The organism is Thalassolituus hydrocarboniclasticus (genome assembly GCF_025345565.1).
In the GTDB taxonomy this organism is placed as follows: domain Bacteria; phylum Pseudomonadota; class Gammaproteobacteria; order Pseudomonadales; family Oceanobacteraceae; genus Venatoribacter; species Venatoribacter hydrocarboniclasticus.
In genome coordinates this window covers 3498157-3515536 of the sequence record NZ_CP054475.1, presented here as the reverse complement: position 1 = coordinate 3515536, position 17380 = coordinate 3498157, and the positions used below count along the sequence as shown (strand labels likewise).

14 protein-coding genes are annotated in these 17380 nt (G+C 53.7%); 7 read left to right on the top strand and 7 right to left on the bottom strand.

The features are described from left to right. The first annotated feature begins 29 nt into the window (after positions 1–29). Positions 30–761: a transglutaminase-like domain-containing protein gene (locus HUF19_RS15700; protein ID WP_260997503.1), complete on the top strand. Its 732-nt coding sequence runs from the start codon at positions 30–32 to the stop codon at positions 759–761. A gap of 76 nt (positions 762–837) precedes the next feature. After that, positions 838–1728 (top strand): methylated-DNA--[protein]-cysteine S-methyltransferase, encoded by an 891-nt coding sequence (locus HUF19_RS15695; RefSeq protein WP_260997502.1) that lies wholly within the window; start codon positions 838–840, stop codon positions 1726–1728. Between the two features lie 435 nt (positions 1729–2163). Here HUF19_RS15695 and HUF19_RS15690 read toward each other — a convergent pair whose 3' ends face one another. The 3 genes from HUF19_RS15690 to HUF19_RS15680 all read right to left on the bottom strand — a co-directional run bounded on the left by HUF19_RS15690 (position 2164) and on the right by HUF19_RS15680 (position 5310). Continuing rightward, entirely contained in the window at positions 2164–3114 is a 951-nt protein-coding gene (locus tag HUF19_RS15690; RefSeq protein WP_260997501.1) for a phosphatase PAP2 family protein, read from the bottom strand. 147 nt (positions 3115–3261) lie between these two features. Beyond that, the gene (locus HUF19_RS15685; protein WP_260997500.1) at positions 3262–3861 is read right to left on the bottom strand and encodes a hypothetical protein; all 600 of its coding nucleotides are present in this window, start codon (positions 3859–3861) and stop codon (positions 3262–3264) included. A 414-nt stretch (positions 3862–4275) separates the two neighbouring features. After that, entirely contained in the window at positions 4276–5310 is a 1035-nt protein-coding gene (locus HUF19_RS15680) for a PNPOx family protein (protein ID WP_260997499.1), read from the bottom strand. 195 nt (positions 5311–5505) lie between these two features. On the opposite strand from HUF19_RS15680, the gene HUF19_RS15675 reads away from it, so the two are divergent. After that, positions 5506–6576 (top strand): AraC family transcriptional regulator, encoded by a 1071-nt coding sequence (locus tag HUF19_RS15675; RefSeq protein WP_260997498.1) that lies wholly within the window; start codon positions 5506–5508, stop codon positions 6574–6576. Positions 6577–6592: 16 nt separating this feature from the next. Here the strand turns inward: HUF19_RS15675 and HUF19_RS15670 are convergent, their stop codons facing one another. Further along, entirely contained in the window at positions 6593–8521 is a 1929-nt protein-coding gene (locus HUF19_RS15670) for an acyltransferase family protein (protein WP_260997497.1), read from the bottom strand. Between the two features lie 277 nt (positions 8522–8798). Between HUF19_RS15670 and HUF19_RS15665 the strand changes: the two genes are divergently transcribed. The 3 genes from HUF19_RS15665 (at position 8799) to HUF19_RS15655 (ending at position 14130) form a co-directional block, all read left to right on the top strand. Continuing rightward, positions 8799–8930, top strand: coding sequence for a hypothetical protein (locus tag HUF19_RS15665; RefSeq protein ID WP_260997496.1), 132 nt, complete (start codon positions 8799–8801; stop codon positions 8928–8930). Between the two features lie 131 nt (positions 8931–9061). Next, entirely contained in the window at positions 9062–10798 is a 1737-nt protein-coding gene (locus HUF19_RS15660; RefSeq protein ID WP_260997495.1) for an alkaline phosphatase D family protein, read from the top strand. Between the two features lie 299 nt (positions 10799–11097). Continuing rightward, positions 11098–14130, top strand: a complete 3033-nt coding sequence (locus HUF19_RS15655; protein WP_260997494.1) for a ricin-type beta-trefoil lectin domain protein — start codon at positions 11098–11100, stop codon at positions 14128–14130. A gap of 272 nt (positions 14131–14402) precedes the next feature. Here the strand turns inward: HUF19_RS15655 and HUF19_RS15650 are convergent, their stop codons facing one another. Together HUF19_RS15650 and HUF19_RS15645 are read right to left on the bottom strand one after the other, a co-directional pair. Then, the gene (locus HUF19_RS15650) at positions 14403–14747 is read right to left on the bottom strand and encodes a hypothetical protein (RefSeq protein WP_260997493.1); all 345 of its coding nucleotides are present in this window, start codon (positions 14745–14747) and stop codon (positions 14403–14405) included. Between the two features lie 44 nt (positions 14748–14791). Next, positions 14792–15802: a GlxA family transcriptional regulator gene (locus HUF19_RS15645; protein WP_260997492.1), complete on the bottom strand. Its 1011-nt coding sequence runs from the start codon at positions 15800–15802 to the stop codon at positions 14792–14794. A gap of 71 nt (positions 15803–15873) precedes the next feature. On the opposite strand from HUF19_RS15645, the gene HUF19_RS15640 reads away from it, so the two are divergent. Next, a complete protein-coding gene (locus HUF19_RS15640; RefSeq protein ID WP_260997491.1) occupies positions 15874–16350 on the top strand; it encodes a nuclear transport factor 2 family protein in 477 nt (158 codons plus the stop codon). Between the two features lie 73 nt (positions 16351–16423). Here the strand turns inward: HUF19_RS15640 and HUF19_RS15635 are convergent, their stop codons facing one another. Continuing rightward, complete coding sequence (locus HUF19_RS15635; protein ID WP_260997490.1) at positions 16424–17344, bottom strand: alpha/beta fold hydrolase; 921 nt, start codon at positions 17342–17344, stop codon at positions 16424–16426. Between the last annotated feature and the right edge of the window lie 36 nt (positions 17345–17380).

Here is a 17380-nt window from a genome sequence, read left to right as displayed (position 1 = left end):
TAGTCTGGTAAAAAAACAGGAGGTACACCATGGCTGACAACACAACAAACACAGCAGATAGCTATCTGGCCACAACCCGCATGCTGGATTACCGGCATCCGGCCATTCAGCAGCTGATTCAGCAACAGGGCTGGCACCAGCTGGATACCCGCCAGCAGATTGCAGAGGTTTATCGTTTTGTGCGCGACGATATCCGCTTTGGCTACAACGCCGATGATAGCCTCAGTGCCAGTGAAGTGCTGCGCGATGGTTATGGCCAGTGCAATACCAAGGGTACGCTGCTGATGGCGCTGTTACGCGCGCTGGGCATTCCTGCCCGTTTCCACGGCTTTACCATTTATAACGAGCTGCAGAAGGGCGCAATTCCGCTGTGGATGTTCGCCTTTGCACCCGCGCGTATTCTGCACAGCTGGGTCGAAATCTATTACGATGGCCGCTGGCTGGAAATAGAGGGTTATATTATCGACCAGCCGTATTTGCAGCAGGTGCAGAAAGCCTTTGCCAGCGAGTGTGAAGCTTTCAGTGGTTATGGCATTGCCACGCCTTGTCTGCAAAAACCACAGAACGACTGGCAGGGCGGTAATACCTATATTCAGAAAGAAGGCATTGCCGACGACTACGGCGTTTATAGCACGCCGGATGAATTTTACGCGGCGATGGGTACTAACCTGCGTGGGCTGAAACGCATTCTGTACCGTTATCTGCTGCGTCATCTGATGAATATCAATGTCAGAAAAATCCGTCGCGCCGGTATCCGCTAAGCGCAAGATCCGGGTTGTGTTCGTGGCCCGGATTTTTATGATGAAGAGAATCAATTCAACCGGCGCGGAGCTGCTTATGTCTGACTATCAACGGATCGCAACGGCTATCCGTTTTATTACGCAACATGCCCGCGAGCAGCCGTCGCTGGAGGATATCGCCGCGGCGGTTAATCTCAGCCCTTTTCATTTTCAGCGTTTGTTCAGCCAGTGGGCGGGCACCAGCCCCAAGCGTTTTCTGCAGGTATTAACACTGGAGCGCGGTAAATTCCTGCTGCGCCAGCAGCTGCCCTTACTGGAAGCGGCCGATGAGCTGGGCTTAAGCGGCAGCAGCCGGCTGCACGATCATTTTGTTCAGCTGGAAGCGGTAACGCCGGGTGAATATCAGCGCGCCGGCGCCGGGCTGACCATCCGTTACGGCGTGGCAGACACGCCCTTTGGCCCGATGTTTATTGCACAAACACCGCGTGGCTTATGCCGTGCTGCTTTTATTGCAACAGGAGAAGATGAACCAGATTCACAGCAGCAACATCATCAGCAACATCAGGAACTCAATGCCGCCGAAGAGCTGGCCGCGCTACAGGCTGAGTGGCCGCAGGCTGAGCTGTGTGAAGACAACGCCGCCGCACAACAGCTGGTCGCCACGCTGTTCACCGGCAAGCGCAGTGATGCTGGCGCGCCGTTGTCGCTGCATGTGCGCGGCACCAATTTTCAGCTGGCGGTCTGGCGCGCGTTATTAACCATTCCTGCCGGCCATGCGCTCAGCTATGGCCAGCTGGCCACACAGCTGGGTCAGCCAACGGCGGCACGGGCCATCGGTAACGCCGTTGGTGCTAACCCTGTGGCTTTTATTATTCCCTGCCACCGGGTGATTCAGCAGAGCGGGGCGCTGGGCGGTTATCGCTGGGGGCCGCTGCGCAAACAGGTGATTCAGAGCTGGGAACGGTTGCAGCTGGCGGCTGAGCAATAACTGCGCCGGATCGTCTAAAAAACCAACGCTTTTCAGCAACCCCCACAGGCTATGGCTCCGGCCCGCTTATCGCCAACTTATCCAGTTAGTTATCCACAGATTCTGTGGATTCAATGTCAGCTTTGTCCCCATGTCGCCCGCGGTCTTATCCCGCTGGCGGAAAATGCCTGATGCTTCTGTGCTTGCTCCGGGGATTTTTTTATGATCCAGCGGCAACCCTTGCCGTGCCTTGAAAAATAAAGAAATTTTCACTTTTTTCTGGCTGTGTAAAAAACACACGTTTTTTACCGGCTGGCGTATTTACTGCACTCAGGGCAGTTCTCAAAAGACTATGCACAGAAATATCCACAGCTTCTGTGTAAAACTTCAGGGTTGACAGAAAGAACTTATGCACAATCGGCGAAAGAAGGCTTGACGGCCTTTTTCGCTCTGTGTTTATGCCGCGCTGATCAGTGGGCGCAATGTTCCTGCCTGTTGACGGCTGAGGAGCTGCGCCACGATAACGGCCAGCACTACACCGGCAATAACATCGGCTGCGTAGTGATAGCGCAGATAGAGGGTGGAAAGGGTAATGCTCAGGGTCATCAGCAACACCAGAACGCGCAATGGCCAGGAGTACCAGCGCCAGCACAACAGCAGCGTTACCCAGGGCACGGCGGTATGCAGACTGGGAAAGCAGTCGTAGGCATAGCGGAAGCTGTTGACCGCGTCGTAGACCAGACCATCCTGGGTGCCGAGGCTGACGGTAAAGGCTGTTTCCAGCCACTGACCCGGGCCGATAACCGGCACCAGCAGATACAGCAGCCAGCCTGCGACCAGTGTGTAGATAATCCCCTGACGCACAAGAATAAATGCCGCCGGCTGCTCTGCCCGGTAATAAAACAGCCACAGTAGCGAGCCGATGGGTACGGCGTAATAAAAGTGCAGGTAGGCGCTTTCCATCAGCAGGGTCATGGCCGGGCTGACCCAATGCTGAATCAGCAGCGGCAGTGGCTGGCCGAACAGCGCGGTATCAAAGGCAATCATCTGCGGGTCCATCAGCTCAATGCCCAGAGCATCAATCGCCAGTTCGAGGCGCAGCAAACGCATCAGCAGATAACCCAGCAGCATCGCCGGTACAGGCCACAGTTCGCGCAGCAGCCATTCATAACGCGTACTTAATGCATTGCGCGCCAGTGCCAGGCGGGTAAGGGCAATTAATAAAAAGAAAATACCCGTGCCGGTTAATGCGGCTTTATTGTCAGCCGGCTGCCATTGGCGGATATCACCAAACAGCAGGGCAAACAGCAGGATGCCGGCGGGGAACAGCAGGGTCAGTTGTTTATCCAGCGACCATTGCTGCCAGGCACCAGCCCAGCGGCGCAGATTCAATACAGGGGATGTCATGGTTCTGTACGGCTTATTGTTTTTGTTATCAGAGTACCAGTTTACCGTTTTGTGACAGTCTGTGGGAGGGAGAAAACGGCCGCAATCCGGGCGGATATGGCCGTTCCGTACAGGCCAAAGCCAGAACCTGTACGGTAGCTGTGCCGTTCAGGAAGGCTGGGCAGCAACAATATCCGGACGCTTGCTCTGAATAAACTTCACCAGCATGCCGAATTCCAGCAGGCACTGTTCCGGAAATTCGTCGCGGAATTCCTGAATATTAAAAATCTCCAGCTGGCCGTCCGGTGATTTGGCCGACTGACTCAGATCGGTTACCGCCGGTGCATCACGATGCAGCAGGAAAGGAATGGCAAACAGATAAAAACCATCCAGATTCAGATCGTAGCGTGCCAGCATTTCCGCAGGCCAGTTCACATGGCTGTGGAAAGTACCGGCAAGAAATTCGGCCGGCACCTGAATAGCGCTCTGGCCTTCGGCAACGGCGGTTAACGCCTGCGGATCACGGGTGGCGAGCAGGGCATAGAGTGCCAGCCAGGGTGTGGTGCCTTTTTCATTAATTAAATACTGTGGGTCAATGGCACGCGGGCAGGAAATCGCTGCCGGTGCATTCACCATACTCAGCAATGCCTGCATCTGTTCGTTGCTTAGGCTGATGTCCTGCGGGGGGACGCGGCTGATGCCGGTAAAGTACAGGTGACGCCATTCGCTGGCACTGTGACCGGTGTTTTTCTTTTCTTGTTCGCTCATTCGGTATCCATTAGCCCGCTATTCTGCACGGGGCTTTTTCAGGTCTGCTTTTTCAGAGTCTGTCATGCTAACCGCGGGGCAGGGTGGTGGGAAGACAAAGCAGTGGGGGTACAGAGAGAAAACAGGGAAAAGGAAAAGATAAGAAAAAGGGAATAAGAAAAAACAGGCGCAGCGGACGGGGTGTACAGACCGGAAACGCTGCGCCTGTCAAAGAGTGGAAACGTTAAGTTGTGCCGGGAGTTACTGACTGACAGCCGCCGCTCTGATCAGACGACAGCACCACAAACACTCCGGTAAACCCGGCGGACGACAGCTTGCCACCCTCATAGCGCACTGCCGAACACAGGTTTTCAGAATATGCCCTGACGGTTATTTTGTCGCTGTGACAGGTTGTCGCAGGGAATGAGCGCAGGGTTAATACAGATTTTTCAGATCGTGTTTTACCACCTGATCGACCACCAGATGGGTGGCCTTACCCATTAATCCCTCGCCGCTCATATGCGCCGACAGTGCTTTGGCAAAAGGTGTCAGCTGTTTGGCCTCTACCTGATGCTCTGCATCAAATAATCCGGCGTCGGTCAGGGCGCTGGCGCTGGTAAAGCGGATGGTCTGCGGCTCAATCAGCAATCCCAGCTTTGGCACTTTATCGCCAATGGCACAGGCGGTGAGTAACTGCGGTTCGGTTGTCAGCTGCGCACTGCCGCAGATATGCAGCAGCTGTGGCTGGCCGGGAATCAGCAACAGCAATTCCAGCGCCGGGTTCTGCAGCAGGTTGCGCAGGCTGAGCGCCACTTTATTGCCCGGTCGTTCGGCCATAAATAAACGGCCATCGGGCAGCATACGGATAACACCGGTTTCGTCACCGCGTGGTGAAACGGAGGTGATGCCCTGAGCGTCGCAGGTTTTCAGCAACAGATACATCGCCTGCTGCAGGTACTCTTTTCGGTCGCTCAGCACGGTGCTGTCGGCTGGTATCGCAGCGCTGTGTTCTGTCTCGCTGTCCCACAGACCGGAGCGCACAGCAGCACGCGCGCAGTGCAGATAGGCGCTTTTAACCTGCAGTTGCCAGTGTCCCCGGGGTAACGGCCGGCTCAGGCGTCCGTTGACCCGCAGGGCATGGCCGACACCCGGTATCAGAAAATACAGACTGGCGTTCTGACCGCTGTGGCCATGATTTGCTTGCTTGTCCGTTTGCAGGTCTGGCAGTTCGTCCGTTTCGGGCAGGCAGAAGCGTACGTTGTTAGCAGTAACCTCCAGCTGGCAGTGGGCCAGGCTCACTGGCTGTAATGCCGGAGTGCCGCTTTCGCTGGCGACGATCATCACCCGGGCGTGGTTAATGACCTCAAAGCAATAGGCATCCAGCTGTGCCTGTACGCGCTTTTCCAACAGCGCTGGTGGCGCAGAGATTAATTGCCGCAGTTGCTGCTCGTTCTGAATGCGGTGCTGCATAAGCTTCTCCTGCAGGGCTCTGGGTTATTCGTAGGTCTCTTTATCCTAATCCGCTTGCGAGCGGCAGCTCAGGCAGCTGGTTGCAGAGTTATGGAATCTGGTTGCAGACAGGGTACTTTTGCCTGGCTTTCGGGCATTCTTGGCTGTCTGAACTGCATTGATTGAATGGTGTTAACTTGTTGGTGTTGAGTGGCTATGCCCCGCAATGAACTGACCGTTTCGGCGGTGGCTGTAAAAGATCTGGCGCAAGCGCTGCAGCGCCGTGGCGTGCTGGCGTCCGCTCAGGTGTCAGCTGATAGCGCGGCAGAAGCGGCCGTGGCAGGCGTTGAAATTAACGAGCAGCGTCAGGCCGAAAGTGCGCTGCGTGCACTGTGGACGGAAGCCCGCAACAACAGCACCGATGACGCTTTGGGGCTGAAGATTGGCCTGCAGGTTAATCCTGCTGCCCGCGGCTTACTGGCGCGCTGGATTGCGCATTGCGCTACATTGGGCGAGGCACTCACCACCTTTATTGATCATATCCAGCTGCTGAACCCGGCCGAACGCTGGCAGTTGTTGCCGGCCGGCGATGACGTGGAAATCCGCTTTGAATTTCTGCTGCCATATCCACAGATTGCGGTTGAGCGCAGCATGGCAGCGATGCTCGCCTGGGGCGCGGTGCTGGCCGGGTTTGACGTTGCAGATGACCGCCGTTTGTTACCGGTGCGCAAAACCGAACTTGCCCGTACCGAGCCGGCCGACAGCCCGTTGTTTTATCAGACATTCGGTCCCGGAATATGTTTTACCGGGGCGCCTGGTGGCGTTAACCGTTTGTGGCTGGATGCCGCGCTGCTGCAGCATCCATTGCCGGCGGCGGATGTCTATCTGCGCGATTTACTGGCTGCGCGGGCGCAGCAGTTGCCTGTATTTGGGATGTCGGCTGGCATGTCGTCAGCAGCGCAGGCAAACAGCGCCGGACAGACGGCAGCCAAGGCGCCGCTCAGTCTGCGGGTGCTGGCATTGCTGGAGCAGGATATCCATAAATTCAGTCAGATTCAGGCGGTGTGCACCGCCGTGCACCTAAGCCGTTCAACACTGTTCCGTCGCCTGAAATCCGAACACACCAGCTTTACCGAACTTCTGAACCAGCAGCGTTTGCGGCTGGCACGCAGTCCGCAGGCTCAGGGTATGAATGCTGCTGAGCTGGCCTATTTACTCGGTTTCTGCGACAGCAGCTCGTGTTACAAATTTATGCGGCGTTTGCGCTCATTCCCGGCTGGTAGCTAGCTTCAGACGAGTCTTGCTATAAAGCCTGTGCATGCAGATTGTTTAATTCCGTAACAATTTCTTTAATCCGCAACGAAATCAAATATCCGGACTGTTTCGACAGGTGGGTGCCGTCATACCAGACTTTCATTAATTCTTTGTCCGGATCGAAAGCATGGCACTGCGGCTGGTCTCTTTCACATATGATGTCAATTGGATCGATCAGGCTAACACCCAGGCCTTGCAAATTTTCGCTGATGGCTGCGTTTAGTTTTTCAGCGTTTTCAACAGATGCGGCGATGGATGCGTGCTCGCCTAGCCGGATTTTGTTCTCAACATCATCGAAATGCGGGTGGCTTAGTACAACTATAGGATGGAAGCCTAGGCTTTTCAGATCCCGAACAGTTCTTTCCAGAGCAGAATGAATATTCAGAAATACATTATCGTCAGAGTTGTCATTAATAAGGATTGGTTCACCGTCAATATTATAGCTGCTGCTATACCATAGGTACGCAGAGGTTAGAACTATGATCTTCTTCCCTGAGTCTGTAGCGTCATGGTTACTTGATAATTTTGCAAAAGTCGAATCAACAAGTTTTCTACATTTCTCTGAGAATCTGACCCCCACTCTTTTGGGTTCGTTACGAATGACTCCAAGTATTGACGGACACGCATGTTTGATATATCCGATTAAACCAATATTGATTTCAGATAATGTTTCAGCAAGGGGGTGTGTTAATGCATCGGCATAACTGTCGCCCCATATGTATATATTGTTACCATTCTGTATTTTAAATTGATCTTCGCTCTTTAGCAGTGACCGTTCAAATTCACCAGCATAAATATCCTGTTTAAATAAAACCAGAGCATCTTTATGATTGCTGGCAGACAAAACACCAAAAGCAGCGAGTGTAGTCAATGCGGTAGCGCTGATGCAGAGAAATTTCTTGCGGGATAAAAAATCTTTCTTCCTTGTTGGTTTTTCAACGAGATAGTATGTAATCAGTGTAAGTATGAATGTTGCAATGAGAGTGTATATTTTCACATCCAAAGATAATTCTGTTCCCAGTTTATATTTTGTCAAAGCAATGATTGGCTGGTGCCATAGATAAGCGCTGTAGCTGATAAGTCCGATGCCGACAAGTACTTTTATACTCAGTAACTTGGCAATATAGGTATCTTGCTGTGCATACAGTATTAGCAGAACTGAGCCAATAACCGGCAATAGCGCGTAGATTCCAGGAAATGGAGTGCTCTCATCGTAATAGAATATTGAAAATATGATTAAACCAAGGCCTGAAAAAGCAAGAAGGTCGTTCTTTCTTACACCATGCTTTAGCACAATAAAAGCTGCTATAGAACCAGCTAACAATTCCCAGGCTCTGCTTATAATCAGGTAGAAGTTGGCAGTTGAATTATGTCGCGACCAGTTTTCGCTGATCAGAAAGCTGATCACTGCAATAGCACAGATGCTCCAGAATACTTTACTTTTACCATATCGCCAGGCAAAGGTAAGGAATACGGGAAATAACAAATAAAATTGTTCTTCTACTGCAAGGCTCCAAGTATGCAGTAAAGGTTTCAGTTCACTGCTGGTGCCAAAATAACCGGCTTCCTGCCAGAAAAGAATATTCGAAGAAAATGTTCCTACTGCGATAACGCTCTGGAAGAAATCTTTAAGATCTCTTGGTATCAGAATGCCCCATGCCAATGGGATTGTAACGGCTGTGACGATAAAAAGCGCAGGTAGTATTCGCCGAGCCCGTCTCTCATAAAAATCTGCGTAGCTGAATTGATTCTCATTTATATCTTTTATTAAAAGGCTGGTAATCAGATAGCCGCTGATTACAAAGAATATATCAACCCCAACAAATCCGCCGGTGAATGATTCAAAGCCAGCATGAAATAGAATAACAGGAATGACAGCAAACGCTCTCAATCCATCAATTTCGGCGCGGTATTTCAAAAGACAATCCTTAAAACTATAAGCTGACAATCAGCGGAACCTACCCCGGGTGGAGTATTCATTTACGCTTAGTCGACGATTATTGTATGTACATGTATTGTCTCATAGAGATGTTGTTGATGTAAAAGTCAATGTTTGATTCTGTCTAGGGGCTGGTGTATCTGTCCATGTGAATGGTTAAAGCTTCCCAAACGTCTCTGCAGTCATGGATATATTTGATTGGATCATTACCGGACGGCCATCATGAAGTGATGAACCCTTAAGGTATGTCTCTGGTTTGAGCTATCACTATTTGCTGGCACGCAGTCCGCAGGCTCAGGGTATGAATGCTGCTGAGCTGGCCTATTTACTCGGTTTCTGCGACAGCAGCTCGTGTTACAAATTTATGCGGCGTCTGGCGCATAGCTGAATATTGGCCAGCCACTGTGGTGGTCACTAATCTGTCACCTTTCTGCAATCAGATGGTCAGCAAAGCGCAACCGCGCTGTCATCCACTGCTCATTAAATAGACCGCGTTCAGTCTTTGCTGCGGAAAGCACCATGACCCTGACGCGCCGTAATTTTTTGCTTAATTCGTCCCGCTCTGCGGCCTCTCTGGGAATGGCTGCAGCGGCTGGCCCGGCGCTGGCAGGCACGGGTCTGGCTGACTCATTTTTGCCGCAACAGGATGACCTGATGGCGGTGCCCCGCTCCAGTGCTTTTCCGTTTCAGCACGGGGTTGCCAGTGGTGATCCACTCTCCGACCGGGTGATTCTCTGGACCCGCATAACCCCTCCGGCGCTGGCCGAAACCTACAGTATTCCCTACCGCTGGCGCATCGCCCGTGATCCGCAATTGCGTGAGCTGGTTAACGAAGGCTTTGGTTATACCGATGCCGGCCGTGATTTTACCGTTAAGGTTGATGCCGGTGGCCTGCAGGCCGGGCAGAGTTATTACTATGTATTTGAAGCGCTGGGGCAGATGTCGGATATCGGCCGTACACGCACTTTGCCGCAGGGACGGGTAGAGCATCTGCGCATCGCTTTTACCTCCTGCTCGGATTACGCCCGAGGCTGTTTCAATGTGTATAAAGAGCTGGCCCAGCGCAGCGATCTGGATGTGGTGCTGCATCTGGGCGATTACATTTATGAATACGCCAATCTTGATGTCAGCCTGAGCAGTGGTCGTATCAATCAGCCGCCACGTGAAATCATCACGCTGGAAGATTATCGTCAGCGCCACGCCTGCTATAAGACCGATGCCGATTTACAGCAGGTGCACCGCCAGCATCCCTTTATGGTGATCTGGGACGATCATGAAGTGGCGAATAACGCCTGGCCCGGCGGCGCGGATAACCATACCGAAGGCGAAGAAGGACGCTGGCAGGATCGCCTGAACGGTGCCGTGCAGGCGTATATGGAATGGATGCCGATCCGCGAAGTGCAGGCCGGCCAGCAGGGCATTTACCGCAACTTCCGTTTTGGTGATCTGCTCGACCTGAGCCTGCTCGATACCCGTCTGGCCGGACGCGATGCGCAGGCTGCCGACAATGCCGACCGCAACCGTGAAGAGCGCACGCTGCTCGGTTATGAACAGGAAAGCTGGCTGAGTGAAAAACTCACCAGTGCACAGCAGGAAAACATCCGCTGGAAACTGCTGGGCCAGCAGGTGATGGTTGGCCAGCTCGGCACCAACGATACGCCGTTTAATTATGATCAGTGGGATGGTTATCCGGCGGCGCGTCAGCGTCTGTTTGATACGGTGCGCAAAGCCGGTGTGGATAACTGGGTGGTGCTGACCGGCGATATACACTCCAGCTGGGCGATGGAGTTGCACGACGATCCGTTTGCCGCTGAGCCGGGTAAGGCTCTGGGCATTGAACTGGTGACTCCGGCAGTCACCTCGCCCGGTATCGATAACTACACCCAGGCGCAACTGGCCAGCCGTTCGCTGCAGGCCTTGCTGCCACATCTTAACTTTGTCGATTTTTATTACCGCGGCTATGTGCTGCTGGATATCACCCACGAACGCCTGCAGGCGGAGTGGTGGGTGGTGGATAATATCGATTCCCACCGTTATGTCAGTGAGTGCTTACGGGCGCTGGTGGTGCCGTCTGGTGAGTCTGTTCTGCGCCCGGCGCCTGCGCTTTCAGCCAGTAAGCTGGCTGCCGCACCGGCGCCGGATTTTGCACCGGGTTTTGCCTGGTTGCGTCACTGGCGCCGTGACCGGGCCGACAACCTGCTGGATGGTATGTTGGCCGCACAGGATAACGTTGGCAGCGTTTTACCCGGCGGTTAAAACCGCCGGCTGTCTGGCGTCATAAGTCAGGCGCTGGTGGTTTAAATAATAAAGTACTTATTAGTGTCCAGGCCGTCCCGAACGGTGATCATCCCCGTCGTAATTCGTCTTATCGTTTCCTGCAATCGAGGTTTTGCACAGTGTGCGGCGCGTATTGCCATAGGTTGAATCTGAACTCCGCAACCATGCTGCAAACGGCCCGTTTATGGCAGGCAGGGAGAGGAGTCAGTCGCCAGCCGTAGCGGAACTTTATTCGGCAGCAGGATTTTGCTGCTGCCGGTTCGCATGGACACATAATAATGAAAAACTCAGCACATACGCAGCGCTGGCTGCTGACCTCAGTGGTCGGTGGTGCAGCATTATTTGGCAGTACGCTGTTTTATGCACAGCAGGCTGCTGCTTTCTCGCAACCACCTCCTGCACCGGCCCCGGTGGAGGAACGTCAGAACGCCGAAATGGCGGTACATGAACTGGCCCAGGGTTGTTATGCCATTCAGTCACCGGCCAACGGCAAGTATATGAACCGCTATACCAAAGGCGGTGCTATTGATAATGGCCTCGGCTGGCAATTAAAAGCGACCGATCTGGATTCAGCGGCCAGCTTCTACTTTAAACCGACATCGTTTTTCCACTATATGCTGACGGATAAAGACGGCCGTTATCTGGCAACCCATCTGCCGAATGAAATTTCGGCCGGACGTTATGCCGGTGAATTTGCCGAGTTCAAAATCACCGCTCATAGCCAGGATAACGGCGGCTACCGCTTCAGTTTTTATGGCCCTAAGCTGGCCAAAATACTGCGCCATAACTACGGCAGCACCGGTCATTATGCCGATGGCGGTCTGTACGTGATTGATATTCTCAATCCGACCAACGCCGGTTCGGAAACCGAATTTAATCTGGTGCCGAAAAGCGACTGTAAGCCATTCCCGGAAGCTGAGCTGAACACTGTGGGTGAAGTACCGAAAGGCGATGTGAGTGAGCCTGTCCGTGGTGCTATCGACCCGCATACCCATATCTCGTCCTATGAGTTCATGGGCGGCAAGTTCCTGCACGGTGAGCCTTTCCATCGCTGGGGGATTGAAACCGCACTGCGTGACAGCGCCGAAATTCATGGTCCTTCTGGTTCCCTCGATATCATCGGCAACCTGATGGGTTATGACGATGTAAACCACCGCTACGATACCCGCGGCTGGCCGGATTTCCCGTTCTGGCCGAACCGTAAGCAGGTGTCGCATATGCAGTACTACTACAAGTGGATCGAGCGGGCGCACAAAGGTGGTCTGCAGATGATGGTCAGCCATCTGGTGGAAAACGAGGTTCTGTGTAATGTGCAGAAAACCGTTAACCCGGGCAGCTGGATCAACCCCAATAACTGCAACACCATGGCCAGTATCCATCTGCAGATCCGTCGTCTGCAGCAGATGCAGGATTATATCGATGCGCAGCAGGGCGGGCCGGGCAAAGGTTTCTTCCGTCTGGTAAAAACCCCGCAGGAAGCCCGCAAAGTCATTGCCGATGGCAAGCTGGCGGTGCTGATGGGCATTGAAGCGTCTGAATTGTTTAACTGCGGTCTGAAAGACGGCTGCAGCAAAGAAAGCATCGAACGTCAGCTGCAGGAAGTGTACGACGCCGGCGTGCGCGCGCTGTTCCCGGTCCACCGTTTTGACAACCAGCTCGGTGGTACACGTATGGAAGATGGCTTTATCAACGTCGGTCAGTGGCTGTCGGCTGGCCGTTTCTTTGAAACCGAAGTCTGTGATGCCGGAACCGATGGCTCGCGCATGACCAGTGGTTTCCCGCTGCTGGGCACCGTGCCGGTGATCAAGGATATTCTTGCCGGTGTCGGCCTCAATCCGCAATACGATGAAAGCCGTCGTCACTGCAACCAGCATGGACTGAGCGCCAATGGTGAGTACCTGGTGCAGCGTATGATCGATAAAGGCATGATCATCGAAATTGATCACACCTCGGTTAAGAGCGCGCGCGCCATTATGGATATTGTCGAGTCGCGTAATTATTCCGGCGTGATTTCCGGCCACAGCCATATGCACCGCAAACCGGATGGGGCGGCTCACGAAGTACACGAACGCATCGCCCGTGCCGGCGGTATGATGTCGCCGTATAACAGCAGCGCCAACAGCCTGAACTGGAGCATCGGCGAATTTATCGACCTGATTGAGCCAACCGGCTATCTGGTCGGCGTGCCGTTCGCTACCGATATGGGTGGCATTGGCTCACAGGCTTATCCGCGTGATAACACCGATACCGATCCGCTGATTTATCCGTTTGAAACCGAAGCCGGTGTGGTGATCGATAAACAGAAAACCGGTAACCGCATCTTTGACCTGAATAACGAAGGCCTGGCCCATTATGGTCTGGTGGCTGACCATATTCAGGATATCCGCACCCATTCCAACTCACGCATTTATGAGTCGGTGATGAACTCGGCGGAAGCCTATCTGCAGATGTGGGAGCGGGCGATTGCCAATGATTCACCGAAGTATTCCAGCTCCGATGAAAACTGGTTCTCCATCGTTAACCGCGCCAGCGGCCGCTGTATGGATATTCCCGGCAATGATGACCAGCTCAGCAACGGCAGCAATGTGCAGCTGTGGGATTGTAAGCTGACCTCGCAGGATCAGAAGTGGCGTTATGATGCCGCCAATCAGATGTTCCGCAACAAGGCGAATCCGGATAAGTGTCTGGATAACCGCGGTCAGGCCTATAACGACGGCGGTGTGGTGATCTGGGATTGTGTGGATTCCGACAACCTGCGCTGGACCTACAGCGGTAACAAGCTGGCCAGCAAGCACAACAGCAATATCGTGGCCGATGCTTTCGGTACAGGTAATGACGCTAACGTTGGCCAGTGGAGTTATCACGGTGGTGCCAACCAGCAGTGGGAACTGCGCTTAATGTCGGCGGAAAACCGTTATGCACAATACCGCAGCGAATCCACCGGCCAGTGCATCAGCGCCACCGGTGGCAGTCATACCGGTGCGCTGGTGGCGATGGAAGCCTGTAACACCAGTGCCAATCAGCTGTGGCGTTTTGATACGGCTACCGGTCTGATGGTCAGCGGCGTGGCCGGAGCCAAGTGTCTGGAAGTGCCGGAGGGTCTGATCTACGACCATACCTTACTGCAGCTGGCCGACTGTGATGCCAATAACCCGGCTCAGCAGTTTAATTATGCCGGCAAACTGTTGCGCTCACGCATCGACAGCAACCAGGTGCTGGACGTTTCCGGTGGTAATACCTCAACGCTGATTATGTATGGCGTACATGGCGGTGCGAATCAGCGCTGGCATGCGACGGCCAACGGTCAGTGATTTAACTCTGCTATAAAAACGGGAGCTGCGGCTCCCGTTTTTTTATGCTGTGTTTTATGGCATTGCATCTGGCTCCCACGCTCTGCGTGGTAGTCCTTGCTGGCGCAGCTGCATTCCCACGCGGAGCTTGGGAACGAGAATAAGATCAGTGAATATTCCTGAACACCTGGCTCCCACGCTCTGCGTGGTAGCCTTTGCTGACGGAGCTGCATTCCCACGCGGAGCTTGGGAATGAGAATTCAGCGCTCGTTTTTGCCCGTTCGCTATGGTTGTTACTCCGGATCGGGCAGACCCGATGTCTGCCGGTTAAACGCCGGAGCATCATAAAAGCTGTAATCAACGGTATTGCTGATCCGGCCAGCTTCCTGCTGCAGACGACGCTCACGGATACTCATAGAAAACACCTGCTTGTGCATCTCCTCCATTAACTGCTGCAACTCGTTGTTGTTGCTTAATCCGAGAAACACACCGGCCTGCATAAATCCCTGCAAACGGAAGCGCTCAGCATCGCTGGCTTTAATGCGCTGTTTGCTGTTGTTAAACATCGTCAGCAACCGTTGTTTGGCTTCCTCTATAAATTGCTGGCGCAGGGTTGTGGCTGTGGTGGTGTTATTCATGGTGATCCTTCGCGTGTAGATTGTTTCTATTCTGACCGGTGTTATTACGGCTGCCAACGGGCAAATTTCTGCCGGTAAGCCTGTGGTGTCAGACCTGTGCTGCGGCGGAACAGTTCGCGGAAAAAACGCACATCGTCGTAACCGCATTCGCGCGCAATCTGCTCAACCTGACGGCGGCTGCCGCTCAGCGCCTGGCGGGCTTTTTCCATACGCAAAGCCTGAATATAGGCCAGCGGCGATTGCCGCACGGCCTGGGTAAAACGGCGTTTGAACTGGCGCTCGCTGAGGTGAATCTGCGCGGCCAGATCGGCGAGGTTAAAAGGCTCACAGCCATGCAGATCAAGCCAGTCCTGAATTTCCAGAATACGTTCATCCTGATGCTGACGCTCAGGCATAAAACCGATGTACTGCAACTGGCTGTGGCGGTCGGAATCAATCAGCACCGTACGCGCCACCTGCAGGGCGACACTTTCACCAAAATAATCGCGCACCAGTTGCAGACTCATATCCTGATAGGCGCTGGCTCCACCGGAGCAGCTGATATTGCCGTCGTGGGTCAGCATGGAGTTTCTCTGCCATAACACAGCGGGAAATTGCTGCTGCAGCCAGTCGCTAACCGCCCAGTGGCTGGTGGCCTGTCTGCCTTCCAGTATGCCCGCCGCTGCCAGCACAAAAGCTCCGGTGCAGATACTCACCATACGGGTGCCACGCTGATGAAGAGTGTGTATCTGTTGCAGGGTATTGGCCTGCAGGGCGTCGCTGCGCAGACGCGGATCACCGATGGCGGCGACGATCAGTAAATCGGCCTGACTGACATCGGCCAGACGGGTATGGGCACTCAGGCAGATACCACCCTGACCACGGATCTGCGTTGTGTTTTCTGCCGCGACCTCAATCTGCCAGTCGTGGGCGGCAGCCAGACGCGCGCCCAGCAGCAGAATTTCCAGCGGCCCGGAAACGGATGACAGGGGGCTGTGATCAAGGGCGAGAATAACGCAGCGCGGCATGGGTGCATCTCCGGATGTTATGACCTGATTGTCTACCATGTTGGTCATATGTGCCACCTTCTGACGTACCGGATATTGCGCCAGAATGATCAGGCTGATTATCAGAACAGGAGCAGGACATGACTGAATCCGGCAACAAAGCATTGATCGAACGCTTCTATCGCGCCTTTCAGCAAAAGGATTATCAGACCATGGCGCAGTGCTATCACCCGCAGGCGACCTTCCGCGATGAAGCTTTCAGGCTGAATGGCGCAGAAGAAATCGGCGCCATGTGGCAGATGCTGTGCGAGCGCGGCAAAGATATGCAGCTGAGTTTTTCTGTAAGTGAAGACAATGGCCGGATAAGGGCACACTGGGAGGCGCTGTACACCTTCAGCCAGACCGGCCGGCGGGTGCACAATAAAATCGATGCCAGCTTTGAATTTCGCGACGGCAAAATAATCCGCCACGACGATCGCTTTAACTTCTGGAGCTGGAGCCGTCAGGCGCTGGGACTGCCGGGCTTATTACTGGGCTGGACGCCGCTGCTTAAGAATAAAGTACAGACGATGGCGATGAAAAATTTGCGCTTATTTATGAAAGGTAACGGGCGCTGAACGCGTTGCTCCCGTTACCCGGTGTACCTCTGAATGACTCAGATGCATAATTCAGAGGTGCCCCGGGTCATTTTTATTGCTTTAAAAAAGCCAGCGCATCGGCGGCACTTTCGGCCGGCAATTCTTCCATCGGCATATGACCGCAATCATCATAAATAATGGTGCGCGCCTGAGGCAGGGCTTTGGCGAATTTCTCGGCGTGAGCAAGCGGAATCCAGGCATCGTTGCGGCCCCACATAATCAATACCGGCTGAGTTACCTTCTTCAGGGGCGCAGTATCAAAACCGGCGCGATTACGGATAAAGCGTAATACCGCCGCCCCGGCTGCACGGTTACCGGCGCGCATAAACAGATCGTAGTAGCGTTCCATCACCGGCTTGCTCAGGCGTTCTTTCCTGCTGTAAGTGGTGCGGATGGTGGCATACATGGCTTTGCGCGGCACCGGCATCATCGACGCCATCCAGCCACTTAACGGCAGCCCCATACTCAGCAATACCGGTGGTGGTACAAAAAAGAAACCGGCACTGTCGAGCAGAATAACCTTATCAACCTTGTGTGGATAACGGCCGGCAAACTCCCAGCTCATCCAGCCGCCCAGAGAATTACCGGCCAATGAGCACTGCTTAATGCCTAATGCGTCGGTAAATTCGTTGAGAAAATCGCTGTAGATATGTTTAAACATGCCGCGCGGATGTGCGCCGGTGAGGCCAAAGTTCGGGCTGTCGATACTGATAACGCGGAAATCTTTGCTGAGAATATCGGTCCAGTCATTCCAGGTATGCAGTGACGAAAAAATACCGTGCAGCAGAATCAGCACCGGTGCTTTTTCCGGTTCGGCACAGCGACAGACATCACGGTAATGTACGTTCATCCCCTGCAGCTCAATAAACTGAGATTCGGCTGTGGTGTGGCGTGCCAGCATTTCCTCCAGCGAAACCGCGCCAACTTCACTTTTAAAACCGTTCTGCATGGTCTGCCAGAAATTCATCAGCATGGGGTATTCCTGAGTAATGGGTACAAGGGACAGGTT